Source organism: Cellulomonas denverensis, assembly GCF_012396125.1.
GTDB lineage: Bacteria > Actinomycetota > Actinomycetes > Actinomycetales > Cellulomonadaceae > Cellulomonas > Cellulomonas denverensis.
Genome location: NZ_JAAXOX010000002.1, coordinates 578,878 through 603,314 on the forward strand (window position 1 = coordinate 578,878; position 24,437 = coordinate 603,314).

Here is a 24,437-nt window from a genome sequence, read left to right on the forward strand (position 1 = left end):
GAGATTTCGGAACACTACGACGCGCGGGGAGACGGGAGCCGCACACCTGTTGCGGTAGCGGGTCGCGAAGTCAGATGGGCTGCAATCGAGAGCGAAGTTCAGCCGGGGTGAGCCATGGTCGCGCGCGGTGGATCATGCGGTGGCAGTTAGAGCACAGGAGTGCGAGGTCCCGGAGCCGCGTGATTGTCTCCCCCGAAGTGTGCAGGGGAAGCACATGATGGACCTCAACGAAGCCCTCGCCGAGCTCTCCGTATCGTGCACCGAAGCTAAACCCGCACACCTCGCACCGGATCTGCCCACCGCTTGCGAGCACAAACTGCAGCTTCGCCTGCCGTAGCGGGCGGTTGCGCTCGCGGCGGTAGTGCGCAACGAGCATGGCCCGGCCCTCACGCGCCTCAGCCTCGGCGAGGTCGTCGTCTAGGTCCATGACCGGCCCCTCTGCCACAGGTGCAGCGGCCAACCGGAGAGCCCTGGCCTCAACGTCAAAGAGTTCGGGATTGGCCTCGTACTCGACGACGACCTTCCTGGTGAGGGATCCGCCTTTCGTCGGTGTCCCCTGGTACCACGACGCTGCCGTGACGATGTCGTATGACTTGCGCTGGATGCTCTCTGGAGAGCGGAATGCCGCATCGCGATCGGCCTCCGGGACGCTGGACAGCTCCCGTATGAGTGTTGACAACTCCGACGCCTCTTTCGAGCTCGCGTGGAACGCCTTCCAGCCCCTCGCGGCAACCGCCTCACAGATGAGGACCAGCTCGTCGCGCGTCCAGTCATGCTTGGGCATGGTGCGAGGCTACGGCTCGCTGACCCAGGGCTGCCAGGTCGTAGCATCTTCTCTGCCCTACAACACCCACGCGGTGAACGAGGTCGCCGTCCTGGCGTTCGACAGGCCTGGCAGCGCGGCACTAGGCATGTGCGCAGGTGCCGATCCAGCACCCCTTCTTCGTCTCCATAGTTCAGGCCAGGCACGCGTGCTTGCATCTTCGTTGTGACCAGTTCTCTTGGCACTACGTGGCCGAAGCGATCGTGCCGAGCAGTCGGGAGGGGATCGGACGGTCTCCGCACTTGTCACGAACGTGACCGGATCGAACAAGCACGCTCGTGACCATGCTGAGTTCGACGCTGCCCTCGGCGAGTGAGACGCTCGAAGGATGGCGGAACAGGTGTCTTGGGCGTCCTCGCCCGGCCGTCGGCGGAACATGCAGGCCAACAGGCGCCGCGACACGGTGCCGGAACTGGCCGTGCGCCGGCTTCTACACGCCCGCGGGTACCGCTACCGAGTGGACTTCGCGCCGATGCCCGGTCTACGGCGCCGGGCGGACATCGTGTTCACCCGGTCCCGGATCTCCGTCTTCATCGACGGCTGCTTCTGGCACGGCTGCCCCGACCATGGGCGGTCGAACTTCGCTCACAACCCCGAGTACTGGCCCGGCAAGATCGCGGGGAACATTGCCCGCGATTCCGACACCAACTCGCGCCTGACCGAGGCTGGATGGACCGTTCTGCGCTTCTGGGAGCACGAGACGCCCGACGACGTCGTCGCACGCATCGAGCAGGCCATCGAGCGCGGGGCTCCCGAGACTCGTCGTGCCGCCGCTGATCTGCCGCTACGCTCGCGCTTGTGATAAACGATCTCGTTCCTGGCGTGTCGGGACCACAGTACGACGCTGATGAGGCGAGAGACGCGGTGGTTGATGCCTTCCGCATCGACGATCCTGATGGTTCGCGCGCTGCAGCGGTCTTCCGCGCCACGTTCGATCAGCTCTATGACGGGCAGCACACCGGCCGTTTCCGTTGGGATCAGCTGAACAAGACCGAGAAGACCCACTACGGGACGCTGCTGGAGATCAACCTGCGCCGTGCGTTCGACGATGTGGTCGGCGACGGCAAACTGCTCGACTACCGGATCTGTGGTCATGACATCGACTGCAAGTACTCGCAGAAGATGGGCGGGTGGATGCTCCCTCCGGAGAGCTTTGGGCAGCTCCTGCTCGTCGCCCACGCCGACGACGCCGGGGGCACATGGAGCCTCGGCGTCGTTCGAGCCAGCGAAGAGAACCGCCGACGGAGCGAGAACCGCGACGGCAAGACCAGCCTCAATACCCGCGGCCGCCAGCAAGTCGTCTGGCTCCACTATGAGGCTGAGCTTCCGCCCAATGTTCTGCTCGGGCTGGACGACGAGACCCTCCAGGCCGTTCTCAAGCCGAGCAGCGGGCAGGGCCGCGTCAACGAGTTGCTGCGCAGGGTCACGAACGTGCGCATCGGCCGCAATACGATTGCGACGCTCGCCCGGCAGGCCGACTACATGGCCCGTCTGCGGGACAACGGATCTGGCGCCCGGACGATCCTGCGGAAGGAGGGTTACCTGATCCCCGGCGAGTACGAAGCCCACAAGCGGGTCGCACGCGATTTGGGCATCCCCGTCCCCGGCCCGGGCGAGGTCGTCTCGGTCCGGGTGGTCCCCGCCGGGGACGGTGATACTCCTGTCGCCGAGATTGACGGCCGCATGTGGCGCGCAGCTCGCTCGGGTGAAGCGGCCGTCGAATCGGCGCCCAAGCTGCCCGAGACGCGTCGGCGCCCCTAATGCCGCGACGCACCCCAATGCGGGCGGCGAGCTACATCAGCTGATCTTCGATCTCGCAGTCTCGAACGCAAGATGGCGTGCGTGGTCTTCCTGACCAATGAAGCCCTTGAACGGACCGAGCACGTAGGTTCGTTCCTCACCAGACCCGCCATAGGTGATCTCGAAGTCGCGCGAGAGCATACCCAAGCGCTGCTCGAAGTCCCGCGCCTCGGCCGCTCCGCCGGCAGCCTTGACGATCTGGCGGGCAGTGAGCGGACGATCCGCGTGCTTCAGTGCCACGTAGATCGGGTCGTGCATCGCCTCGGCCTCAGCCTGGACGATGTCCCTCGGCATCCCCTGGTGTGTCAGCGCCGCGGCGATCGCGCCGCCAACCGCCCGTGCCACCGGCGGCGGGAAGGCGTTGCCGATCTGCCGGTAGCGGCTGGTCTTGCGCCCCGTGAACTCCCAGCGATACTCCGGCTCCGGCCCCCATCCTTGGATGCGCGCAACCATTTCCGTCGTCAACTTCGGGACGAAGTTGACGGGATGTTCGGAAGAGGGCGGTGCGTCGCTCACACCGAGGCCGTCGACTCCGAGCGCCGCCCACGCCCGCTTGGCACGAGTAGGTCCGAGGTCTGCTCCACCGTGCTTCTTGGAACCTCCGACAATCGTGGGGGCGATACCGTTCGCGCGCGCCGCCCACGCAGCGGCGCCGGGCCACCCGCCGGCGGCCATGAGGTCGCGCAAAGCAGATCCGACAGTGCCGATGAAGGGAGTGGGTTCGGGCCAGCTGAAGTACCGCGCATCTTCCTCTCGCAAAGCAACGAGGATGAACCGGGGGCGCAGTTGTGGGACACCGAAGTCGCGGGCCTCGAGGAGCTTCCAGTCCGACCAGTAACCCAGTTCGGCAAGGCGGTCCTTGACGTGCTGCCGGTAGCCCGAGAACCGGGGCATAGACAGGCCCCGGACGTTCTCCAGGAGAACCGCTCGCGGCTGCATACGCCCGGCGAGTTCGATCGCCCAGGCGAACAGGTCGCGCTCGTCGCTGGTTCCCAGCTGCTTGCCTGCGATTGAGAACGGAGGGCAGGGAACGCCACCGGCGAGAAGCGCCAGGTCTTCGCTGTACTCCTCCGGGTTCCAGGTCCCCTCGTCAGCGACGTCGCCGACCTTGACGTCCCAAGGACGGTTCGCCTTCAGTGTGGCCGCGGCGTTGACATCGAGCTCGACTGCAAGCCTGTGCTCGAACCCGGCGAGTTCGAGGCCGAGGGCTTGGCCCCCCGCTCCCGCGCAGATCTCAACCACCGTCAGACCGCTCACAATCAACTCCTCTTGGGTCCCACCGAGGCTAGTCCACGGCGATGCTGGCACCCGCCACCGACACAGATCCCGGCGCGGGGGTTTGGGCGTCATCGTGTACACGACTGCGGCTCGCGACCAGTCCTCAGCGCTGCCAGCTGTGGAAAACGTACGTACTCGACAGGTGTGGACAGCCGAGGACCCCGGCCTTCCGGGCAGATCGTCGCTACCGCGGGCCATTCGTGTAGTCGGTTGTCGTGGAGGCACCCGGGCGCGCAACTTCGATGAGTCACTGAACCGGAGCCCGGAGGGTCCGGACCCGCTCAGATGTTGAACCCAAGCGCCCGCATCATCGCCCGGCCGTCCTCGGTGATCCGCTCCGGCCCCCACGGCGGCATCCACACCCAGTTGATCCGGAAGCTGTCGACCAGCCCCTCCAGGGACTGCCCGGCCTGGTCCTCGATCACATCGGTCAGCGGGCAGGCCGCCGAGGTGAGCGTCATGTCGATGGTCACGTGCCGGTTGGGTTCCAGCGCGATCCCGTAGATCAGGCCCAGGTCGACGATGTTGACCCCGAGCTCGGGGTCGATGACGTCGCGCAGGGCTTCCTCGATGTCGGCCGCGTTCGCGGGTGCGGCCTGCGTGGACTCGGTCATCGTGTCTCCTCGGTTGCGGCGGCCTGGGAGACCGCGTCCTTCATCGCCGACCAGCCCAGCAGGGCGCACTTGATCCGGGCCGGGTAGCGGGCGACCCCGACGAAGGCGACCGCGTCGCCCAGCGGGTCGTCCTCGTCGTCGGCGCGGTCGGCCCAACGGTCGGGCAGCTCGCCGCGGGAGTCCATCAACTCGCGGAACTCGCCGGACAGCCCGAGGGCCTGGTCGACCGGTCGGCCGGTGACCGCCTGGGCCATCACCGACGCGGATGCCTGCGAGATCGAGCAGCCCTGGCCGGTCCAGGTCAGTTCGGCGATGCTGCCGCCGTCGACCCGGACCCGCAGGGTGACCTCGTCCCCGCAGGTGGGGTTCACGTGGTGCACCTCGACGTCGTACGCCTCCTGCTCACCGCGGTGGGCCGGGTGCTTGGCGTGGTCGAGGATGAGCTGCTGGTACAGCTGTTCCATTCCGGTGCTCATGTCAGTCCTCCAGACCGAAGAACGCCCGGACCCCCGCCAGAGCTTCCCGGAAGACCTCGATCTCCTCCCGGGTGGTGTAGACCGCCGCCGAGGCGCGCGCGGTGGCGGCGATCCCGAACCGGCGGTGCAGCGGCTGCGCGCAGTGGTGACCGACCCGCACGGCGACCCCGGCGTCGTCCAGCACCTGGCCGACGTCGTGGGCGTGCACCCCGTCGACGACGAAGGACACCGCGGCCAGTCGCTGCTCCGGAACCGTGGGGCCGATGATCCGGACCCCGGGCACCGAGGACACCGCGTCCAGCAGCGCGACGGTGAGCTCGGCCTCGTGCGCGGCGACCGCGTCCATGCCCAGCTCGGCCAGGTAGGTCGCGGCGGCGCCCATCGCCACCGCCTGGGACACCATCTGGGTGCCGGCCTCGAACCGGCGCGGCGGCGGGGCGAAGGTGGTCGACTCCATGGTGACCACCTCGACCATCGAGCCGCCGGTGGTCACCGGGGGCATCGCCTCCAGCAGCTCGCGGCGACCGTAGAGCGCACCGACACCGGTCGGGCCGAGCATCTTGTGCCCGGAGAACGCGGCGAAGTCCACCCCGAGCTGGTGCAGGTCGACCGGCAGGTGCGGCACCGACTGGCAGGCGTCCAGCACGGTCAGCGCGCCGACCTCCCGGGCGCGGGCGACCAGCGGGGCGACATCGGTGATCGCACCGGTGACGTTGGAGGCGTGCGTGAACGCCAGCACCCGGGTGCGCTCGTTCACCACGGTGCCCAGGTCCGACAGGTCGATCCGGCCGTCGTCGGTCACCCCGAGCCAGCGCAGGGTGGCGCCGGTGCGGGCGGCCAGCTCCTGCCACGGCACCAGGTTCGCGTGATGCTCCAGCTCGGTGGTGACGATCTCGTCACCTGGGCCCAGGGCGAACTGCCGGGCGGCCGCTCCCCCGCGGCCGGCGCTGGCATTCGACATCGCGTAGGCCACCAGGTTGATCGCGGCGGTGGCATTCGAGGTCCAGACGATCTCCTCGGTGTCGGCGCCGACGAAGGACGCCACCTGGGTCCGGGCCGCCTCGAAGGCCTCGGTGGCCTCCTCGGCGAGCTGGTGCGCGCCCCGGTGCACCGCGGCGTTGCGCTGGGCGTAGAAGTCCTGCTCGGCGTCCAGCACCACCTCGGGCTTCTGCGAGGTGGCGCCGGAGTCGAGGTAGACCAGCGGCTTGCCACCGCGCACGGTCCGGGTGAGCAGCGGGAAGTCCGCGCGCACGGCGGCCAGCTCGGCCGCCCCCAGGGTTGTCGTCACGTCAGTCCTCGTTCCAGGAGGCCGCCACCCGGCGTGATCCGGGCGGCGGCCGTCGGCTTGATCGGTGGGCCTGATCAGGCGGAGGGGACCAGGAACCGGTCGTAGCCCTCGTTCTCCAGGCGCTCGGCCAGCTCCGGACCGCCCTCCTCGGCGACCCGGCCGTCCACGAACACGTGCACGAAGTCGGGCTTGATGTAGCGCAGGATCCGGGTGTAGTGCGTGATCAGCAGCACGCCGACATCGGTGGTCTCCCGGACCCGGTTGACGCCCTCGGACACGATCCGCAGCGCGTCGACGTCCAGGCCGGAGTCGGTCTCGTCCAGGATGGCGATCTTCGGCTTGAGCAGCTCCATCTGGAGGATCTCGTGCCGCTTCTTCTCCCCACCGGAGAAGCCCTCGTTCACCGAGCGCTCGGCGAACTCCGGGCCCATCCGGAGCTTCTCCATCGCGCCGTTGACGTCCTTGATCCAGCTGCGCAGCGCCGGGGCCTCGCCGTCGATCGCGGTCTTGGCGGTCCGCAGGAAGTTGGACACCGACACGCCCGGCACCTCGACCGGGTACTGCATGGCCAGGAACATGCCGGCCCGGGCGCGCTCGTCCACGGTCATCTCCAGCACGTCCTCCCCGTCCAGGGTGACGGTGCCGGAGGTGATCTGGTACTTGGGGTGACCGGCCAGGGAGTAGGCCAGGGTCGACTTGCCGGAGCCGTTCGGGCCCATGATGGCGTGGGTCTCGCCGGAGCGGATGGTCAGGTCGACGCCGCGCAGGATGGGCTTGGGGCCCTCCTTGGTCTCGACGCTGACGTGCAGGTCGCGGATCTCCAGGGTGGACATTCGATCTCCTCGGAAGCTCAATACATCAGCCGACGTCGACGAGCACGCGCTCGCCGTCGACGGTCAGGGGGTACACGGGGACGGGGCGGACGGCGGGCGGGCCGAGCGGTTCGCCGGTCTTGAGGTCGAAGCGGGAGCCGTGCAACCAGCACTCCACGGTGCAGTCCTCGACCTCGCCGTCGGACAGCGAGACTGCGCCGTGCGAGCAGATGTCGCTGATCGCGTACAGGCCGCCGTCCTCGGCACGAACCACGGCCACCTCGACCACGCCGGACGGCCCCTCCAGCTCGACGCGCAGTGCGCCGGCCTCGGGGACGTCGGCGGTGTAGCAGGCCAGCTGAGCGCTCACAGTCGCTCGTCCGCGCTGGTGACGCTGGCCGGCTCGGACAGGATCGCCCGCTCGCCGTCGGTCTGCTCGGTGACGTCGGAGGCGAAGTCGCCGCCCGCCGGTGCCTCCAGCGCATCGGCGAACTCCGACATCGACTGGGCCAGCTCGCGCTCGATCGCCGCGATCAGCCGCTCCTCGACCTCCGGGACACCGATCTCGTTGATCAGCTCGGCGAAGAAGCCCCGCACCACCAGCCGGCGGGCGTCGGTCTCCGGGATGCCGCGGGCCTGCAGGTAGAACAGCTGCTCGTCGTCGAACCGGCCGGTGGCGCTGGCGTGACCGGCACCCTCGATCAGGCCGGTCTCGATCTCCAGGTTCGGCACCGAGTCCGAGCGCGCACCGTCGGTGAGCACCAGGTTCCGGTTCAGCTCGTAGGTGTCGGTGCCCTCGGCCGCCGCGCGGATCAGCACGTCGCCGACCCAGACGGTGTGCGCGCCCTCGCCCTGCAGCGCGCCCTTGTAGGTGACCCGGGACTTGCAGTTCGGCACCGCGTGGTCGACGAACAGCCGCTGCTCCTGGTGCTGCCCCGCATCCGCGAAGTACACCCCGAGCATCTCGACCGAGCCGCCCTCGCCGACGAACTCGGTGTCCGGGGTCAGCCGGACCACGTCGCCGCCCAGGGTGACCACGATGTGCTTGACCGTCGCGTCCCGGCCGATCCGGACCCGGTGCGCGGCGTTGTGCACCGCACCCTCGGCCCAGTCCTGCACGGTGACCACGGTCAGGTGCGCGCCCTCCTCGGCCACCACCTCCACCGTCTCGGTGAGCTGGGCGCTGCCGACGTGGTCGATCACCACGGTGGCCTGGGACAGCGGCTTGGCGTGCACCAGGATGTGCGCCGCGGTCGGCTCGCCGTTGCCCTCGACGCCCTCGACCCGGACCGAGGTCACCTGGGAGGCGACCGCCTCGGTGGGCACGGTGACGACGGTGGCGCGCGGCGCGGAGGCCCAGGCCACGGCGGCGGCCCGGTCGCCCGGCTTGCCCGCCAGGCCCAGCCGGCTGTCGTCGCGGTCGACGATCTCGACCTCGACCTCCGGGGCGTCCACCACGGTGGTGAGCACCCCGTGGCCGGTGAGCTTGCCGGTGTCCGCGGCGAACAGCGGTGCCAGCCGGTCGACCGGGCTGAACCGCCACTCCTCCTCGCGCCCGTTCGGCACCGGGAAGTCGGTCACCTCGAAGGAGGTCAGCCGGGCCGCGCGGGAGGACTCGGGGGCGGCGGCGACCCCGTGCGAGTGCGCCTCGTCGGCGGTCGCGCGGGAATGGTCGGTCGACAGGTTCTGTGTGGTGGTCGACATCAGCCGACGGCCCCTTCCATCTGCAGCTCGATCAGGCGGTTCAGCTCGAGGGCGTACTCCATGGGGAGCTCGCGCGCGATGGGCTCGACGAACCCGCGCACGATCATCGCCATGGCCTCGGTCTCGGTCATGCCGCGGGACATCAGGTAGAACAGCTGGTCCTCGGACACCCGGGAGACGGTGGCCTCGTGGCCCATCGACACGTCGTCCTCGCGCACGTCCACATAGGGGTAGGTGTCCGAGCGGGAGATCTGGTCGACCAGCAGCGCGTCGCAGAGCACGTTGGACGCCGAGTGGCTGGCGCCCTCCAGCACCTGCACCAGACCGCGGTAGGAGGTCCGGCCACCACCGCGGGCGACCGACTTCGACACGATCGAGGACGAGGTCCGGGGCGCCGCGTGCACCATCTTGCAGCCGGCGTCCTGGTGCTGGCCCTCACCGGCGAAGGCGATGGACAGCGTCTCGCCACGGGCGTGCTCGCCCAGCAGATAGATCGCCGGGTACTTCATGGTGACCTTGGAGCCGATGTTGCCGTCGACCCACTCCATGGTGGCGCCCTCGGCCGCGGTCGCCCGCTTGGTGACCAGGTTGTACACGTTGTTCGACCAGTTCTGGATCGTCGTGTAGCGCACCCGGGCGTTCTTCTTCACCACGATCTCGACCACCGCGGAGTGCAGCGAGTCGGACTGGTAGATCGGCGCGGTACAGCCCTCGACGTAGTGCACGTAGGAGCCCTCGTCCGCGATGATCAGCGTCCGCTCGAACTGGCCCATGTTCTCGGTGTTGATCCGGAAGTAGGCCTGCAGCGGGATCTCCACGTGCACGCCCGGCGGGACGTACACGAACGAGCCACCGGACCAGACCGCGGTGTTCAGCGAGGCGAACTTGTTGTCCCCCGGCGGGATGACCGAGCCGAAGTACTGCTCGAACAGCTCCGGGTACTCCCGCAGACCGGTGTCGGTGTCGACGAAGATGACGCCCTGCGCCTCCAGGTCCTCACGGATCTGGTGGTAGACCACCTCGGACTCGTACTGGGCGGCGACGCCGGCGACCAGGCGCTGCTTCTCCGCCTCCGGGATGCCGAGCCGGTCGTAGGTGTTCTTGATGTCCTCGGGCAGTTCCTCCCAGGAGGTGGCCTGCTTCTCGGTGGACCGCACGAAGTACTTGATGTTGTCGAAGTCGATGCCCGACAGGTCCGCGCCCCACCAGGGCATCGGCTTCTTGTCGAACAGACGCAGCGCCTTCAGGCGGGTCTTGAGCATCCACTCCGGCTCGTTCTTCAGCGCGGAGATCTCCCGGACGACGTCCTCGCTCAGCCCGCGGCGCGCGGTGGCCCCGGCGGTGTCGGCGTCGTGCCAGCCGTACTCGTAGTTGCCGATCGAGGCGATGGCCTCGTCCTGGGTCATCGGCTCGCTGCGACCCTCGGCCTGTGTGGTCATGGTGATCGTCCTTCCGTGTGGGCACGGGATGGGGGCGTTCGGGGGGTGTGGTGCGACGGGGGCGCGCGGCCCCGGTGGTGCTCAGCTCACGGCGTCGCCGTGATCGGTCCGGCGCGCCGGAAGAATCGGGATGTTGGTGGTGCAGACATGTCCACCATGCGCCAGGGTGGCCAGGCGCTGCACGTGGACGCCGAGCATCCGGGAGAACGCCCGGGCCTCGGCCTCGCACAGTTCGGGGAACTCGGTGGCCACCGCCTGCACCGGGCAGTGCCCCTGGCAGAGCTGGATCGCCGCGGCGCCGGGCACCGGCCGGGCACTGGCCGCGAAGCCGTCGTCGGACAGCCCCTCGGCCAGGACCTCGGCGCGGCGGGCCAGATCGGCCCCGGCCTCGGCCATCGCACCGGCGTGCCGCTGCTCCAGTTCCTGCACCCGGCGGGTGGCGAAGTCGCGCACGGCCTCCGCCCCGCCGACCTCGGCCAGGAACCGCAGTGCCTGACTGGCCAGCTCGGAGTACTGCTGGCTCAGGGCGGCCTGCCCCGCGGCGGTGACCACGTAGCGCTTGGCCGGCCGGCCGCGCCGGGCGGGCCCGGGGGTGCTGCCGTCGTGCACGGCGATCTGCCCGTCGCCCTCCAGCGCCGCCAGGTGGCGGCGCACGGCGGCGGCGGTCAGATCGAGGTGGTTGGCCAGCTCGGCGGCGGACACCGGTCCGTCGCCGGCGATCAGGTCGAGCACCCGGCGACGGGTCCCGGCCTCCTCGGCATCCAGCTCCAGCCGGTGCCCGAGGACGGGAGACGACGATGACATGCCACCCCTCCGTTCGCTGCGCCCGATATCGGCAACATCCTTGTTGCCGAATTCGTTCCTGGCAAGGAAGGACTACCTCACATCGGTGCGGCTCGTACACTCGCCGGGTGCCACGCTCAGCCGCCCTGTCCGTCCGGGGTCTCGTCAAACGCTATGACGGCCGCCCCGTCGTCGACGGACTGGACCTCACCGCACGACCCGGACAGGTGACCGCGGTGCTCGGCCCCAACGGCGCGGGCAAGACCACCACCATCGAGTGCTGCGAAGGTCTGCGCACCCCGGACGGTGGCCGGATCGAGGTGCTGGGCCTGGACCCGCTGGCCGACGCCGCGGCGCTCCGCCCCCGGGTCGGGGTGATGCTGCAGGACGCCGGACTGCCCACCGGCGCGCCCGCACTGGCGGTGCTCCGGCACGTCGCGTCGATGTACGCCGAGCCGCGCCCGGTCGCCGAGCTGGTCGAGCGGCTGGGCATCGCCCCCTTCGCCCGGACCACCGTGCGCCGGCTGTCCGGCGGGCAGCGCCAGCGCCTGGCCCTGGCGACCGCGGTGGTCGGCCGACCGGAGCTGGTGTTCCTGGACGAACCCTCCGCCGGGATGGACCCGCAGGCCCGCCGGGCGGTCTGGGACCTGGTCGCCGAGCTGCGCGCCGACGGCGTGGCGGTGGTGCTGACCACCCACCTGATGGACGAGGCCGAGGAGCTGGCGGACCGGGTGGTGGTGGTCGACCACGGCCGGGTGATCGCCGAGGGCACCGTCGACGAGCTCACCACCGGCACCGCCGCCACCCCGACCGTGACCTTCTGCACCGACCCCGGCGTGGACGTCGCCGCCCTGGACTCGGTGCTGTGGGCGATGCCCGGCCTGCCGCCGACCCGGACCGCCGCCGTCCGGGAGACCGCGCCCGGCCGGTACGCCGTGGACCTGCCCGCCTCCCCCGCACTGCTGGCCACCCTGACCGCCTGGTGCGCCGAGCGCGACCTGCTGCTCACCCGGCTGGACGCCGGGCGCCGCACCCTCGAGGACGTGTTCCTCGACCTGACCGGACGGAATCTGCGATGAGCGCCCCCGTGTCCGCCGCCGCCCCGCCCGCCCGCCGGGTGCTCGCCCAGGGCCGGTTCGAGACCCTGGCGGTGCTGCGCAACGGCGAACAGCTGCTGGTCACCCTGATCATCCCGGTGGTCGCCCTGATCGCGCTGAGCCGGGCGGAGTTCCTGGACATCGGCACCGGTGGGGCGGCCCGGATCGACGTGGTCACCCCCGGTGTGCTCGGCCTGGCCGTGATGGCCGGCTCGATGACCTCCCAGGCGATCGCCACCGCCTTCGACCGGCGCAACGGCGTGCTGCGGCTGCTGGCCACCACGCCGCTGGGCCCGGGCGGGCTGCTGGCCGGCAAGGCGGTGGCGGTGCTGGCGGTGGCGGCCGTGCAGGTGCTGGTGGTCGGGATCACCGGCCTGGTGCTCGGCTGGCGACCGGCCCCGGCCGGGATCGCCCCCGCCCTGCTCGCGCTGCTGCTCGGCGTGGCGGCGTTCACCGCGCTGGCTCTGCTGCTGGCCGGCACGCTGCGCGCGGAGGCGGTGCTGGCCGCGGCGAACCTGCTGCTGGTGCTGCTCGCGGTGGTCGGCGGGATCGTGCTGCCGGTCGCCGACCTGCCGGGCTGGTGGGCGGACATCGCGGTCTGGCTGCCGCCGGGTGCCCTGGGCGAGGCGCTGCGCACGGCGCTGGTCGACGGTGGCTTCCCCGGGGTGCACCTGCTGGTGCTGGCCGGGTGGACCGTGCTGCTCGGCGCGGCGGTGCGGCGCTGGTTCCGCTGGTCCTGACCGCGGCCCGCGGCACCGTCCCTACCGCGGCCTGCCGCACCGTCCCCACCGCGGCCCGTCGCGCCGTCCCCACCGCGGCACACCACGGGGTCCTAACCGGCCGGACGTGACCAAGCCCTCGCCCGAACCGGCCCGCGCCACCGTGCCCGGCTCGTACCCTGGACGGGTGAGCCGCACCGAGGTCGACACCGCCGCCGACGCCCCCCGCACCTTCGCCCGCTGGCGCGACCGCTGGACGCGCCCGGTGCTGATCGCCAACCTGATCGCACAGATCGCCATCGTGGTCACCGGCGGTGCGGTCCGGCTGACCGGCTCCGGACTGGGCTGCTCGACCTGGCCGCAGTGCGAGCCCGGGCACTTCACCCCGAAGTTCCACGAGGCGCTGACCATCCACCCGTACATCGAGTTCGGGAACCGCACCCTGACCGGCGTGCTCGGCGTGATCGCCCTGCTGGTCGCAATCGTGGTCTGGACCCGGCGCGACCGCGTCGCCTCCTACCGCTGGCTCGGCTTCGCCCCGCTGATCGGCGTGCTGGCACAGGCCGTGATCGGCGGGATCACGGTCCGGGTCGACCTGCACCCGGGCTGGGTCAGCACGCACTTCCTGGTGTCGATGCTGCTGATCGTCACCTCCGCGATCCTGCTGGACCGCTCCGCCGAGGGCGACGGCGCCCCGCGGCCGGTGGTCGGCACCTGGTCCCGGCGGCTGGCCCCGGTGTTCGCCGTGCTGCTCGGCGTGGTGCTGGTGCTCGGGGCGATCACCACCGGCGCCGGCCCGCACTCCGGCGATGACGAGATCGCCTACCGGTTCGCGATCGACCCGCTGCTGATGGCCCGGGTGCACGCCGCAGCGGTCTGGCTGTTCACCGCCGTGCTGGTCACCCTGCTGGTGCTGAACCGGCGCGCCCCCCGCCCGGTCCCCCGGCTCGGGATGACGGTGGCTGTGCTGGTGGTGCTGCAGGGCGTGATCGGCTACGTCCAGGTCGCCACCGACCTGCCGATCCTGCTGGTGGTGCTGCACATGGCCGCCGCCGGGATGCTCACCGCCGGGTCGACCCGGTACCTGATGAGCTTCCGCGTCCGGGACTGACCCCCGCGCCCGCCCGGGCTCGTCCGAGACGCTCGCGATCTGGCGGGCCTGATGCTCCCGACGCCCGCGCGCCCAGGCTCGCCCCCCTTGCCGGGGCCGCCGAGCCTCCCCCGCCGGCGCTCGCCGGGCCCCGCGCCTCGCCCGCGCCCGCGCCCGCGAGATCGGCACATCCGCGGCGAGTGCGGCCACCGGGCTACCGACGTCGGCGCCGATGTACCGAACTCGGCCCCGTGGCGCGGTCGGGGCTACGGCGCGCGGGTGGGCGGTCGGCTGACGGCGCACGGGAGACAGGACGGCGGTCCGGGGCCGGACAGCACGACGGGCCCCGGGGTGTCCCGGGGCCCGTCGTGGCGGGTCAGGCGTCGCGCAGGGTCATCCATCCGCGGTCGCGGGCAGCGGCCGCCGCCAGGATCCCGACGGTCGCCGAGGGGCTGAGCACCCGTCCGGTGAGCACCGCATCCACCGCGTCGTCGAGCGGGACCCAGACCGGCACCATCCCGGCCTCCTCCTCCTCGCGGGTGAAGCGGTCGGCCTCCGGCACCGGGGACAGCTCCCGGGCCAGGTAGACGCCGATCCGCTCGTTCGAGCCGCCGGGGCTGCTGAAGAACTCGGTGAGCAGGTCCCAGCGACCGGCCCGCAGGTCGGCCTCCTCGGCCAGTTCCCGGGCCGCGGTCTCCACCGGCGGTTCCCCCGGCACGTCGCGCAGCCCGGCCGGCGGCTCCCAGAGCTCGTACCGGACCGGGTGCCGGTACTGGCGGAGCAGCAGCACCCGTTCCTGGGCGTCCAGCGCGATGATCGCCACCGCGCCGGGGTGGTCCAGGAACTCGCGGGTCACCTGGCTGTCGCCGAGGTCGGCCTGCTCGGAGACCAGGTCCCAGATCTTGCCGTGGTGCAGCAGCTGGTGGTCCAGCACCGGGCGCGGGGCCGGGCGGTCGGTCGGGTCCGGCCGCTGATCCGGCCCCACGCCGTCGTCGGTCATCTCAGGCTCCGGCCTCGACCGCACCGGACCGGACCCGCAGCGCCGCACCGACCAGACCGGCGAACAGCGGGTGCGCACTGGTCGGGCGGGACTTGAACTCCGGGTGGGCCTGGGTGGACACGTAGTACGGGTGCGTCTCGCGCGGGAGTTCGACGAACTCCACCAGCGAGGAGTCCGGCGAGGTCCCGGAGATCACCAGGCCGGCCGCCTCCAGGCGGTCGCGGTAGGCGTTGTTCACCTCGTACCGGTGCCGGTGCCGCTCGGAGACCTGGGTGCTGCCGTAGGCCTCGGCGACCACCGAGTCGTCGTTCAGCACCGCGTCGTAGGCGCCCAGCCGCATGGTGCCGCCCAGGTCGCCGTCGCCGCCGACGATCGCCAGCTGCTCGGCCATGGTGGCGACCACCGGGTCGGCCGGGTTGTCGTCGAACTCGGAGCTGGACGCGCCGGGCAGGCCGAGCACGTTGCGGGCGTACTCGATCACCATGCACTGCAGGCCCAGGCAGATGCCGAGCGTCGGCACCCCGTTCTCCCGCGACCAGCGCAGCGCGCCGAGCTTGCCCTCGATGCCGCGCACGCCGAACCCGCCGGGCACCAGCACCGCGTCCACCCCGCCGAGCGCGGCCTGCGCGCCCTCCGGGGTCTGGCACTCGTCGGAGGGCACCCAGCGGATCTTGACCTTGACCCGGTGGTGGAAGCCGCCGGCCCGCAGCGCCTCGGTCACCGACAGGTAGGCGTCCGGCAGGTCGATGTACTTGCCGACCAGGCCGATCTCCACCACGTCGGTGGAACCGTGCACCCGGCCCAGCAGGTCCTCCCAGCCGGCCCACTGCACATCCCGGAACGGCAGGCCGAGCCGCTGCACCACGTAGGCGTCCAGGCCCTCGGCGTGCAGCACCTTCGGGATGTCGTAGATGCTCGGCGCGTCCTTGCAGGAGATGACGCCCTGGGTGTCGACGTCGCACATCAGCGCGATCTTCGACTTGATCGAGGCGGGCAGGTCGCGGTCGGAGCGCAGCACGATCGCGTCCGGCTGGATGCCGATGCTGCGCAGTGCGGCCACCGAGTGCTGGGTGGGCTTGGTCTTGAGCTCGCCGGACGGACCGATGTAGGGCACCAGGGACACGTGCAGGAAGAACACGTTGTCCCGGCCCAGCTCGTGGCGCACCTGGCGGGCGGCCTCCAGGAACGGCTGGGACTCGATGTCGCCGACCGTGCCACCGATCTCGGTGATGATCACGTCGACGTCGTCGGCCGCCTGGGACCGCATCCGGGACTTGATCTCGTCGGTGATGTGCGGGATGACCTGCACGGTGTCGCCGAGGTACTCCCCGCGCCGCTCCTTGGCGATCACGTGCGAGTAGACCTGCCCGGTGGTGACGTTGGCCGAGCCGACCAGGTTGACGTCCAGGAAGCGCTCGTAGTGACCGACGTCCAGGTCGGTCTCGGCGCCGTCCTCGGTGACGAAGACCTCGCCGTGCTGGAACGGGTTCATCGTGCCGGGGTCGACATTGAGGTAGGGGTCGAGCTTCTGCATGGTGACCCGCAGTCCCCGCGACCGCAGCAGCCGGCCCAGACTGCTGGCCGTCAGGCCCTTGCCGAGTGAGGAGGCAACGCCTCCCGTGACGAAGATGTGCCGGGTCCCGGATTCCGACCGCCCGGAGAGTCGATTTGCGCGCTCTGCCACGGGCTTCAACCCTACCTCACCCGGAGGCGTTGGCCCACGCCCGCCCCGCCGTGGATTCGGGCAGCCGGACGGAAGGGCAGGTCAGCCGCGGTAGATCCGGTGCAGCTGATCGCGGACATCCGCGGGTGTCGGCAACTGTGCGGCCCGGGCGAGGGCGGCCGCACGCAGTCCGTCGCGCCGCGGGGGGTCGGTCAGCACCTCGCGGACCGCCGCCGCGAGGGCCTGCGCGTCACCCACCGGGACCAGCACCGCCGCGGTGTCCGTCACCTCCCGGGTGCCACCGGCATCGGTGGCCACCACCGCCGCACCGAGGCCGAGCGCCTCCTGCATCGCCAGCGGCTGGCCCTCCCAGACCGCGGTGGAGACCACGACATCCGCCGCCGCGATCAGCTCGGGCACGTCCTCGCGCCGGCCGAGCACCCGCACCGGCGCACCGGCCTGCTCGGCCTGCGCCCGCACGTCCTGCTCCAGCGGACCGTCCCCGGCCAGCAGCCAGACCAGCCCAGGCACATCGACCGCCGCGGCGGCCCGCACCAGGGTGTCCAGGCCCTTCTGCGGGGCCAGGCGCGCCACGGTGACCGCCACCGGCTGTCCGGGCGCCAGGTCCAGGGCCGCACGGGTCTGCTCGGCGGTCCCGGACGGGGTACGGCGTGCCGGGGCGGGCACCAGCGCCCGCTCCGCCTGCCGGGCACCCTGGGACCGGCTGAGCGCCACCAAGTCACCGGAGACGCCGAGCACGACATCCGCCCCGCGGGCCACCACCCGGCCGAGCACGGCGGACACCCCCCGGACCGCCCGGCCGCCCACCGGCAGGTTGTGCAGCGTCACCACCACCCGCGGCCGGCCACGACCCGGACGGCCCCGCACCGCCAGCACGGTCAACGCCCCGGCCCGCAGCCCGTGGGCGTGCACCACGTCGGCGCCCCGGCACACCGCGGCGAGCCGCCGGATCGCCGCCAGGTCGCCGGGCTGGGGTCGGTCGGTGATCTCCACCGGGGCGAAGTGCCCACCGTCCGGCAGCACGGTCGGCCGGACCGCCTCCGGCCCGGCGACCAGCACCCGGTCGCCCGCCGCGGTGAGCTCGGTCACCACCTGGGCCACGTGCCGGGCCACCCCGCCCGCACTCGACCCCAGTACCTGCACCACCCGCATGGTCATCCCTCCACCGTTCGTCCGCGCCGCAGCAGGCCGGTGATCGCCGACCGGTCGGCCAGCCACACCGCCGCCAGCAGCACCACGGTCCCGGCGACCGCACCGGCCACCGCCGCCAGCACCGCCCCGGCCACCCCCGGCGTGGCGAGGGCGTCCACCACCAGCCGGCCGAGCAGCGCACCGGCCGCGCCGCCGAGCACCAGCACCACCGCCGAGCGCGCCAGCCCGTGCACCGCCTCGGCCCCGGCCGCCCGGCGCAGCAGCACCAGCAGCAGCACCCCGGCGGTCAACATGCCGATGCTGTTGCCGATCGCCAGCGCCCGCAGGGTGGCCGGGCCGTCGGTGTGCCCGCCGCCGACCAGCAGCACGCAGCCGATCCAGGACGCCGCGATCACCACCGCCCAGCCGGTGCTGGCCCCGATCACCGCCAGTCGTCCGCGCTCCAGCGCGTACAGCGCCCGGGACACGTGGAACACCAGCCCGAAGCCGAGCAGCCCCGGCGCGGTCAGCGACAGCGGCAGGCTGAGCGCGGCCAGCAGTTCGGCGTCGCCGTTGCCGATCCGGCCGAACACCGTCGTCACCGCCGGCGCGGCGGCCACCAGCGCCACCACCCCGACCGTGCTGGCGGTGAGCACGCCCCGGGTGGTCACCGCGGTCAACCGGGCGAAGCCCTCCCGGCCCGGACGGCTGGCACGCTCCGCCAATCGGGGGAAGGTGCTGGTCGCCAGCGGCACCGCCAGCACCGCATAGGGCAGCAGGTACACCGGCTGGATCAGGGTCTGCCAGGCGACCAGCGTCGGGCCGGTGCCGTAGACGTCCACCAGCTTCAGCACCGCCAGCACGGACACCTGCTGCGCCACCAGACCACCCAGCCCGGCCAGTGCCAGGTTCAGCGCCCGCGTTCCGACCCCGGCCGGGAACCGGTAGGACGCCCGCAGCCGCACCCCGGAGCGCAGCACCGGCACCAGCAGCGGCACCCCCATCGCCAGCACCCCGGCGGTGGTCCCCCACGCCAGCAGCTCGATCGCCCCCGACGGCAACTGGCCCGGGTCCGCGGTCACCGGCAGCCCGTCCCGGCGCAGGAACCAGCCGTAGCCGGCGTAGGTCGCGATCACCACCAGGCTGGACAGCACCGGCACGAAGGCCGGCCAGAAGAACCGCTTCTGCGCCTGCAGCACCCCGGCCAGCACCACCGCCAGGCCGTACAGCGGGATCTGGACCGCGAACACCCGCAGGAAGTAGACCACCAGCTCCGGGTCGCTGTTCGAGGCGGTCAGCGCGGCCACCGGCTCGGCGAACACCGCCAGCAGCCCACCGATCAGCACCAGCCCGGACAGGGTCCAGGTCAGCATCGCCGAGGAGATCCGGGACACGTCCTCGCGCATCCCCCGGGCCAGCGGGGCGGCGATCACCGGGATCAGCGCCCCGGCCAGCGCACCACCGGCCGCGACCTCGAACAGCACGTTCGGGATCGTGTTCGCCGCGTTGTAGGCGCCGCCGATCCCGGTCAGGCCCACCGCGGAGCTGAACACCAGGCTCCGCACGAAGCCCAGCAGCCGGCTGACCACGGTGACCGCCGCGATCAACGCGGCGGCCCCGGCCAGCCCCGACATCAGCCGGCGGCGGTTCACGTCAGCGGCGACCCGTCGGCGGGCTGCGGCGCGGCCGGCCGCCGGCCCCAACCGTCGATCTCGCGCAGCACCGGGGTCCGGGCGATCACCCGGGTGAAGGACACCTTCTCCGAGGCGACGGTCAGGCCGACCACCCCGGCCAGCAGCGCCAGCCGGGCACCCCGGGGCAGCCGCTGCACCGCGACGGTGCCCAGGGCGGCCCCCAGCCCGTTCGCGCCGGAGTCGCCGAGCATGTCCCGCTCGGCCAGGTCGTCCGGCAGCTCGGCGATCACCGCGCCCAGCACCGCGGCGGAGGTGCCGGATCCCGGTCCGCCCAGCACCGCGCTCGGGGCGGCGGCGATCCCGGTCGCCTTCAACGCCCGGCCCGGCCGCAGGTCCAGCAGGTTCACCAGATTCGCGCTGGCGGCGATCAGCGCGCCGTCCATCCCGATCTCGGCCAGCCGCAACCCGGCCCGGGCGCCACGGCCCGCCGGGCGTGGACCGTGCGGGCGGCTCAGCGTGGCGGCCACCAGCGCACCCGCGCCGATGCCCAGCACCTTGAGTCCGCCGGTGGTCAGCTCACCCCGGGCCAGCGCGCCCAGGTGTCCGCGCAGGCCCTTGGCGACCTCGCCGGAGCGGTCCTCGGTCAGGTCGTCCACCAGGCCGAAGCCGGTGCCGCTGACCGTGGCGACGGTCAGTGCCGCCGCGTCCCGGCCGCTCCCGGCGCCGACCAGTCCCCCGGCCAGCACCCCGGCGGCCACCGAGGGCCCGCCGAGCAGGCTCACCGGCTCACCGCGGTGGTTCGTCCGCTCCCACCGTCGCGGGCCACCGGGCGGCTCGTCGTCCAGCATCCCGCGCACCACGGTGGTGGCGATCCGGGCGGTGACGGCGGCGACCGTGCGCCGCAGCGCGCTGGTCACCCCTGGTCCCCGTCCGCCGGCTGGTCACCGTCCGCGGCCTGGTCGCCGGCATTCGGGTCGGCCACCGGGCTGCGGTCCACCGGGGTCAGCGCGGTCGCGGTCGGGATGACGGTCAGGCCGTCGCCGCTGCCGTAGTGCCCGACCTTGCCACCGGCGTCGGCGTTCAGCGCCAGCGGCACCGACACCTGCCCGGCGGCGGTCCCGGCGGCGTTCACCGTGCTCACCGAGTCCGCGAGCTCGCCGTCCGCCACGATCGCGGCGATCAGGGTGTCCTCGGCCACCGGACCACCGGCGACCACCGCGCCCGCGGCCCGCTCACCGGCGACCCGGACCAGCGCGGCCAGCGAGTCCTGGGTCGCCTCGTCCTGGTCGGTGGCGGCGTCCTGCGTGCTGGTGCCCACGGCGGTGATGTCGTCGGTGAGCAGCAGCACGTCGTCCGCGGGAGCGGTCACCTCGGCGGCGAGCTCGATCAGCGGGTCGTCGCCGGTGCTCAGCAGCTTGATCAGGGTGGAGGCGTCCGCGCTCACCTTCGCCGGATCCGCCGGGTCCGCGCCGGTCAGGCCCTGCACCAGCGCCTCGGCCATCGCGGTGTCCGCACCGGTACCCGACTCGGGCTGCGGGTCGAGGTAGGCGGTCAGGTTCGCGACCAGCGCCTGGCGGAAGCTGCGCAGGTCGGTGGAGGACCAGGCCGGGGTCAGCGTGACCTGGGCGGTCACGGTCGCACCGGCGGCGGAGAGCTGCTCCTCGATCGCCTCCTGCGCCTCGGCGTCCACGTCGCCCATCGCGATCACCGCGACGTTCCGGTCGGTCAGCGTGTTCTTCACCAGCGCCGGACCGGCCGCGGCGATGTAGTTCTCCGCCGCGGTGGTGGCGGCGTTCGCCTGGTCGAGCTCGGTGCGCAGCGAGTCCTTCTCCTCGCGCAGCTGGTCGACCTGCCCGGTCAGCGTGTTGCCGATGCTCTCCTTGAGCGGGCCGGCGCCCAGCGCGATCCCCACGGCGAGCGCGAGGAACACCGAGATCAGCGAGACGAGGTGGTAGCGGAAGTCGATCACAGCGAGGGCTCTCGGTAGCAGGAGTCGATCAGGTGCGGGGCGCGGCCGCTCACGACGGTCCGCCGAACAGCGAGCCGAACCAGCGCGCGATGTCGTCCCAGCGGGCGCCGAGCAGGCCGATCAGGGTCTGGCCGGCGGTGGTGGACGCCAGTGCGACCCCCAGTGCGAGCAGGCCCGCCAGCACCAGCAGGGTGAGCTGCACGTTGGAGATCCGGTTGCGGTAGAGCCGGGACACGCCCTTGGCGTCGACCAGCTTGCCGCCCACCCGCAGCCGGGTCAGGAAGGTGCTGGCCATGCCCGCGCGGCCCTTGTCCAGGAACTCGACCAGGGTGGCGTGGGTGCCGACCGCGACGATCAGCTCCGCACCCTTGTCGTCCGAGAGCAGCATCGCGATGTCCTCGCTGGTGCCGGTCGCCGGGAACACGATGTGCGGCACGCCGAGCTGGTCCACCCGGCTCAGGCCCGGCGCGCGGCCGTCCCGGTAGGCGTGCACCACGATCTCGGCGCCGCACTTCAGCGCCCGGTCCGAGACCGAGTCCATGTCGCCGACGATCATGTCCGGCGTCCACCCGGCGTCCAGGATCGCGTCCGCGCCGCCGTCCACCCCGATCAGCACCGGGCGGTACTCCCGGATGTACGGGCGCAGCGTGACCAGGTCTTCCTTGTAGTGGTACCCGCGCACCACGATCAGGACCTGACGGCCCTCGATCTCGGTGGTGATGTCCGGCACGCCCACGCCGTCCAGCAGCAGGTCGCGCTCCCGGCGCAGGTAGTCCATCGTGTTCGCCGCGAAGGACTCCAGCTGGGTGGACAGGCCGGCCCGTGCGGTCTCCTGGTCGGCGGCCACCGTCTCCGCGGTCTGGACCACACCCTCCGCGAGCAGCGCGTCGCCCTGGTAGACCTTGCCGTCGACCACGCGCAGGTCACGGCCCTCGCGGGCGGTCATCACGTCGGAGCCGAGGTCGTCGATCAGCGGGATCCCGGCCTCGACCAGGATGCCCGGGCCCAGGTTCGGGTAGCGACCGGAGGTGGATCGTGCGGCATTGAGCACGGCGGCGGGTGCGGCCGCTACGAGCGAGTCGGCGGCCACCCGGTCGATGTCCACGTGGTCGATCACGGCGATATCGCCCGGACGCAGGCGCTTGGTCAGCGCCTTGGTCCGCGGATCGACCCGTGCGGGTCCGACGATCTCACCCGCGCGGGCCGCAGCGGAGCGTCGGCGCGAGGGCAGGAGTTTCATCGGTGTTCATCGTGCCATGTTTCGTTGCACCATCAGCTCTGCTGCGTGTGCGCGTGCCGCGGGCGAGTCGTCGCCGGACAGCATCCGGGCGAGCTCGTTCACCCGTTCCTCGCCCTCGACCGCCCGCACGTCCGAGGCGGTGACGACGTCACCCGAACCGTCCGAACCACCGCGGGACTTGGTCACCACCAGGTGCCGATCGGCGAACGCGGCGACCTGGGCGAGATGGGTGACCACCAACACCTGTGCCCCGGTGGCCAGCGCGGACAACCGCCGTCCGACCTCGGTGGCGGCCCGGCCACCGACCCCCGCATCCACCTCGTCGAAGACGAACGTCCCGGGCCGGTCGTCGCCCTGATCCGGGGAGGTCGCCAGCGCCACCTCCAGCGCCAGCATCACCCGGGACAGCTCACCGCCCGAGGCCCCCTTGCCCAGCGGACGGGCCGGCGCACCGGCGTGCGGGACCAGGAGCATCTCCACCGAATCTCCACCGTGTGGGCCCAGCTCACCCGCGTCGGTGACCCGGACCTCCAGCCGCGCGTCGGCCATCGCCAGCCCGGTCAGCTCCGCGGAGACGGTGTCCGCCAACCGCACCGCGGCCTCCCGGCGGGCCGCCCCGATCCGCTCCGCCAGGTCGGCCAACCGCCGGTCCAGGCCGTCCCGCTGCTCGCGCAGGGCGGTCAGCCGGTCCTCGCCGCCGTCGATCTCCAGCAGCCGCTGCGCGCTCTCCTGCGACCAGCGCAACACCGCCTCGATGTCCTCGCCGTAGCTGCGAGTCAGGCCCACCAGGGCGGCCCGGCGGTTCAGTGCCTGCTCCAGCCGCGCGGGGTCGGCCTGCAAATCCTGCAGATAGGAGGACAACTCGGTGGCGGCATCCGCCAGCAGATAGCCCGCCTCGGCCACCCGGTCCCGCAGCTCGATCAGCGCCGGGTCGTGGTCACCGGCCGCCTCCAACTGCCGCCGGGCGTGCTCCACCGCGGCGGTCGCCGACAGGTCGGTGCCCGCATCCTCCTCGCCCATCAGCACCAGGTGCGCCCCGGCCGCCGCCTGGCGCAGGTCCTCGGCATGCGACAGCCGCTCGATCTCGGCCGCCAGCGCCACGTCCTCGCCGGGCTGCGGGTCCACCCGCTCCACCTCGGCCAGCCCGAGCCGCAACAGCTCGGCCTCCCGGGCCAGCTCCTGGGCGCGGGAGGTCAGGTCGTCGATCCGGGCCTGCACCTGCGACCGCTCCGCCCACGCGGCGCGGTAGTCGTCCAGCAGCCCGCCGTGCGCCTGCCCGGCATAGGCGTCCAGCGCATCCCGCTGGTGCGCGGCCGAGCGCAGCCGGGTCTGGTCCATCTGGCCGTGCACGGTCACCAGGCTGTCCGCCAGCTCGGCCAGCACCGATTGCGGCACCGAGCGACCGCCCAGATGGGCCCGCGACCGGCCCGGCGCCCCGTCGGTGCCCGCCCCCACCGTGCGGACCAGCAGCAGGCTGCCGTCGTCGTCCAGCGCTCCCCCGGCCTCGATCGCCCGCTGCGCCACGGCGGAGTCCGGCGGCACCACGATCCGGCCCTCGACCACCGCCGACTCCGCGCCGATCCGCACCGTCGCCGGGTCGGCCTTGCCACCGAGCAGCAGGTTCAGCGCGGTCAGCACCATCGTCTTGCCCGCGCCGGTCTCGCCGGTGAGCACGGTGAGGCCCGGGTGCAGCTGGATCCGGGCCTCGCCGATCACACCCAGGTCGCTGATCGTGATCTCGTCGAACACTCTCGCCCTCGTCGTCTCGTCGATGCCGTTCCGCCGGTCGCCGGCCCGGTGCAGCCGGGCCGCGGCCAGGTCGATTCTGCCGTGTACATACGTTCGATCGCGCGCTT

The 24,437-nt window shown here is 72.2% G+C and carries 23 protein-coding genes; 5 read left to right on the top strand and 18 right to left on the bottom strand.

Annotated elements, in window-relative coordinates; translation table 11 throughout:
• Nucleotides 1-70: 70 nt before the first annotated feature.
• Entirely contained in the window at nucleotides 71-784 is a 714-nt protein-coding gene (locus HGA03_RS06670; RefSeq protein WP_168629444.1) for an HNH endonuclease, read from the bottom strand.
• Nucleotides 785-1,151: 367 nt separating this feature from the next.
• On the opposite strand from HGA03_RS06670, the gene HGA03_RS06675 reads away from it, so the two are divergent.
• Together HGA03_RS06675 and HGA03_RS06680 are read left to right on the top strand one after the other, a co-directional pair.
• Nucleotides 1,152-1,625, top strand: a complete 474-nt coding sequence (locus tag HGA03_RS06675) for a very short patch repair endonuclease (RefSeq protein ID WP_168629445.1) — start codon at nucleotides 1,152-1,154, stop codon at nucleotides 1,623-1,625.
• Complete coding sequence (locus HGA03_RS06680; RefSeq protein ID WP_168629446.1) at nucleotides 1,622-2,584, top strand: NaeI family type II restriction endonuclease; 963 nt, start codon at nucleotides 1,622-1,624, stop codon at nucleotides 2,582-2,584. Before HGA03_RS06675 ends, HGA03_RS06680 begins: the two co-directional genes overlap by 4 nt.
• A gap of 36 nt (nucleotides 2,585-2,620) precedes the next feature.
• Here the strand turns inward: HGA03_RS06680 and HGA03_RS06685 are convergent, their stop codons facing one another.
• From HGA03_RS06685 to HGA03_RS06725, 9 genes are all read right to left on the bottom strand, one after another.
• A complete protein-coding gene (locus HGA03_RS06685) occupies nucleotides 2,621-3,880 on the bottom strand; it encodes a DNA cytosine methyltransferase (RefSeq protein ID WP_168629447.1) in 1,260 nt (419 codons plus the stop codon).
• 302 nt (nucleotides 3,881-4,182) lie between these two features.
• Nucleotides 4,183-4,515 carry a metal-sulfur cluster assembly factor gene (locus HGA03_RS06690; RefSeq protein ID WP_168629448.1) on the bottom strand — a complete coding sequence of 111 codons (333 nt, stop codon included), beginning with the start codon at nucleotides 4,513-4,515 and terminating at the stop codon, nucleotides 4,183-4,185.
• Nucleotides 4,512-4,991 carry a Fe-S cluster assembly sulfur transfer protein SufU gene (gene sufU, locus HGA03_RS06695; RefSeq protein WP_203767494.1) on the bottom strand — a complete coding sequence of 160 codons (480 nt, stop codon included), beginning with the start codon at nucleotides 4,989-4,991 and terminating at the stop codon, nucleotides 4,512-4,514. Before sufU ends, HGA03_RS06690 begins: the two co-directional genes overlap by 4 nt.
• A 1-nt stretch (nucleotide 4,992) precedes the next feature.
• Nucleotides 4,993-6,279 (bottom strand): SufS family cysteine desulfurase, encoded by a 1,287-nt coding sequence (locus tag HGA03_RS06700; protein ID WP_168629449.1) that lies wholly within the window; start codon nucleotides 6,277-6,279, stop codon nucleotides 4,993-4,995.
• A 74-nt stretch (nucleotides 6,280-6,353) separates the two neighbouring features.
• On the bottom strand, nucleotides 6,354-7,112 hold the full coding sequence (gene sufC / locus HGA03_RS06705; RefSeq protein WP_168629450.1) for a Fe-S cluster assembly ATPase SufC: 759 nt from the start codon (nucleotides 7,110-7,112) through the stop codon (nucleotides 6,354-6,356).
• Nucleotides 7,113-7,137: 25 nt separating this feature from the next.
• On the bottom strand, nucleotides 7,138-7,461 hold the full coding sequence (locus tag HGA03_RS06710) for a non-heme iron oxygenase ferredoxin subunit (protein WP_168629451.1): 324 nt from the start codon (nucleotides 7,459-7,461) through the stop codon (nucleotides 7,138-7,140).
• Nucleotides 7,458-8,795 (bottom strand): Fe-S cluster assembly protein SufD, encoded by a 1,338-nt coding sequence (gene sufD, locus HGA03_RS06715; RefSeq protein WP_168629452.1) that lies wholly within the window; start codon nucleotides 8,793-8,795, stop codon nucleotides 7,458-7,460. The genes HGA03_RS06710 and sufD overlap by 4 nt, the downstream gene beginning before the upstream one ends.
• Nucleotides 8,795-10,234, bottom strand: coding sequence for a Fe-S cluster assembly protein SufB (sufB, locus tag HGA03_RS06720; protein WP_203767492.1), 1,440 nt, complete (start codon nucleotides 10,232-10,234; stop codon nucleotides 8,795-8,797). Before sufB ends, sufD begins: the two co-directional genes overlap by 1 nt.
• 81 nt (nucleotides 10,235-10,315) lie before the next feature.
• Nucleotides 10,316-11,038, bottom strand: coding sequence for a helix-turn-helix transcriptional regulator (locus tag HGA03_RS06725; RefSeq protein WP_168629453.1), 723 nt, complete (start codon nucleotides 11,036-11,038; stop codon nucleotides 10,316-10,318).
• A 107-nt stretch (nucleotides 11,039-11,145) separates the two neighbouring features.
• Here HGA03_RS06725 and HGA03_RS06730 point away from each other — a divergent pair, with 107 nt between their 5' ends.
• The 3 genes from HGA03_RS06730 (at nucleotide 11,146) to HGA03_RS06740 (ending at nucleotide 13,944) form a co-directional block, all read left to right on the top strand.
• The gene (locus HGA03_RS06730; protein WP_168629454.1) at nucleotides 11,146-12,096 is read left to right on the top strand and encodes an ABC transporter ATP-binding protein; all 951 of its coding nucleotides are present in this window, start codon (nucleotides 11,146-11,148) and stop codon (nucleotides 12,094-12,096) included.
• Entirely contained in the window at nucleotides 12,093-12,854 is a 762-nt protein-coding gene (locus tag HGA03_RS06735; protein WP_168629455.1) for an ABC transporter permease, read from the top strand. The genes HGA03_RS06730 and HGA03_RS06735 overlap by 4 nt, the downstream gene beginning before the upstream one ends.
• 166 nt (nucleotides 12,855-13,020) lie before the next feature.
• The gene (locus HGA03_RS06740) at nucleotides 13,021-13,944 is read left to right on the top strand and encodes a COX15/CtaA family protein (RefSeq protein ID WP_168629456.1); all 924 of its coding nucleotides are present in this window, start codon (nucleotides 13,021-13,023) and stop codon (nucleotides 13,942-13,944) included.
• Between the two features lie 355 nt (nucleotides 13,945-14,299).
• On the opposite strand, the gene HGA03_RS06745 is transcribed toward HGA03_RS06740, so the two are convergent.
• The 8 genes from HGA03_RS06745 to recN form a co-directional block, all read right to left on the bottom strand.
• Nucleotides 14,300-14,923: an NUDIX domain-containing protein gene (locus HGA03_RS06745; protein WP_168629457.1), complete on the bottom strand. Its 624-nt coding sequence runs from the start codon at nucleotides 14,921-14,923 to the stop codon at nucleotides 14,300-14,302.
• A 1-nt stretch (nucleotide 14,924) separates the two neighbouring features.
• Entirely contained in the window at nucleotides 14,925-16,607 is a 1,683-nt protein-coding gene (gene pyrG, locus HGA03_RS06750) for a CTP synthase (protein ID WP_168629458.1), read from the bottom strand.
• 81 nt (nucleotides 16,608-16,688) lie between these two features.
• Nucleotides 16,689-17,765 (bottom strand): glycosyltransferase family 4 protein, encoded by a 1,077-nt coding sequence (locus tag HGA03_RS06755; protein ID WP_168629459.1) that lies wholly within the window; start codon nucleotides 17,763-17,765, stop codon nucleotides 16,689-16,691.
• Nucleotides 17,762-19,390, bottom strand: coding sequence for a murein biosynthesis integral membrane protein MurJ (murJ, locus tag HGA03_RS06760; RefSeq protein ID WP_239073608.1), 1,629 nt, complete (start codon nucleotides 19,388-19,390; stop codon nucleotides 17,762-17,764). The genes HGA03_RS06755 and murJ overlap by 4 nt, the downstream gene beginning before the upstream one ends.
• Nucleotides 19,387-20,289: a hypothetical protein gene (locus tag HGA03_RS06765; RefSeq protein WP_168629460.1), complete on the bottom strand. Its 903-nt coding sequence runs from the start codon at nucleotides 20,287-20,289 to the stop codon at nucleotides 19,387-19,389. The genes murJ and HGA03_RS06765 overlap by 4 nt, the downstream gene beginning before the upstream one ends.
• The gene (locus tag HGA03_RS06770; protein ID WP_168629461.1) at nucleotides 20,286-21,341 is read right to left on the bottom strand and encodes a copper transporter; all 1,056 of its coding nucleotides are present in this window, start codon (nucleotides 21,339-21,341) and stop codon (nucleotides 20,286-20,288) included. The genes HGA03_RS06765 and HGA03_RS06770 overlap by 4 nt, the downstream gene beginning before the upstream one ends.
• Nucleotides 21,342-21,390: 49 nt before the next feature.
• Nucleotides 21,391-22,581: a putative cytokinetic ring protein SteA gene (gene steA / locus HGA03_RS06775; RefSeq protein ID WP_168629462.1), complete on the bottom strand. Its 1,191-nt coding sequence runs from the start codon at nucleotides 22,579-22,581 to the stop codon at nucleotides 21,391-21,393.
• 6 nt (nucleotides 22,582-22,587) lie between these two features.
• Entirely contained in the window at nucleotides 22,588-24,330 is a 1,743-nt protein-coding gene (gene recN, locus HGA03_RS06780) for a DNA repair protein RecN (RefSeq protein ID WP_168629463.1), read from the bottom strand.
• Nucleotides 24,331-24,437 lie beyond the last annotated feature (107 nt).

What these genes read in the sequence shown, in the direction of transcription:
- steA (WP_168629462.1), bottom strand. Translation starts at nt 22,581, where the DNA reads ATGAAACTCCTGCCCTCGCGCCGACGCTCCGCTGCGGCCCGCGCGGGT.
- HGA03_RS06670 (WP_168629444.1), bottom strand. Translation starts at nt 784, where the DNA reads ATGCCCAAGCATGACTGGACGCGCGACGAGCTGGTCCTCATCTGTGAG.
- HGA03_RS06725 (WP_168629453.1), bottom strand. Translation starts at nt 11,038, where the DNA reads ATGTCATCGTCGTCTCCCGTCCTCGGGCACCGGCTGGAGCTGGATGCC.
- HGA03_RS06735 (WP_168629455.1), top strand. Translation starts at nt 12,093, where the DNA reads ATGAGCGCCCCCGTGTCCGCCGCCGCCCCGCCCGCCCGCCGGGTGCTC.
- HGA03_RS06675 (WP_168629445.1), top strand. Translation starts at nt 1,152, where the DNA reads ATGGCGGAACAGGTGTCTTGGGCGTCCTCGCCCGGCCGTCGGCGGAAC.
- sufC (WP_168629450.1), bottom strand. Translation starts at nt 7,112, where the DNA reads ATGTCCACCCTGGAGATCCGCGACCTGCACGTCAGCGTCGAGACCAAG.
- sufD (WP_168629452.1), bottom strand. Translation starts at nt 8,795, where the DNA reads ATGTCGACCACCACACAGAACCTGTCGACCGACCATTCCCGCGCGACC.
- sufB (WP_203767492.1), bottom strand. Translation starts at nt 10,234, where the DNA reads ATGACCACACAGGCCGAGGGTCGCAGCGAGCCGATGACCCAGGACGAG.
- sufU (WP_203767494.1), bottom strand. Translation starts at nt 4,991, where the DNA reads ATGAGCACCGGAATGGAACAGCTGTACCAGCAGCTCATCCTCGACCAC.
- HGA03_RS06690 (WP_168629448.1), bottom strand. Translation starts at nt 4,515, where the DNA reads ATGACCGAGTCCACGCAGGCCGCACCCGCGAACGCGGCCGACATCGAG.
- HGA03_RS06755 (WP_168629459.1), bottom strand. Translation starts at nt 17,765, where the DNA reads ATGACCATGCGGGTGGTGCAGGTACTGGGGTCGAGTGCGGGCGGGGTG.
- HGA03_RS06745 (WP_168629457.1), bottom strand. Translation starts at nt 14,923, where the DNA reads ATGACCGACGACGGCGTGGGGCCGGATCAGCGGCCGGACCCGACCGAC.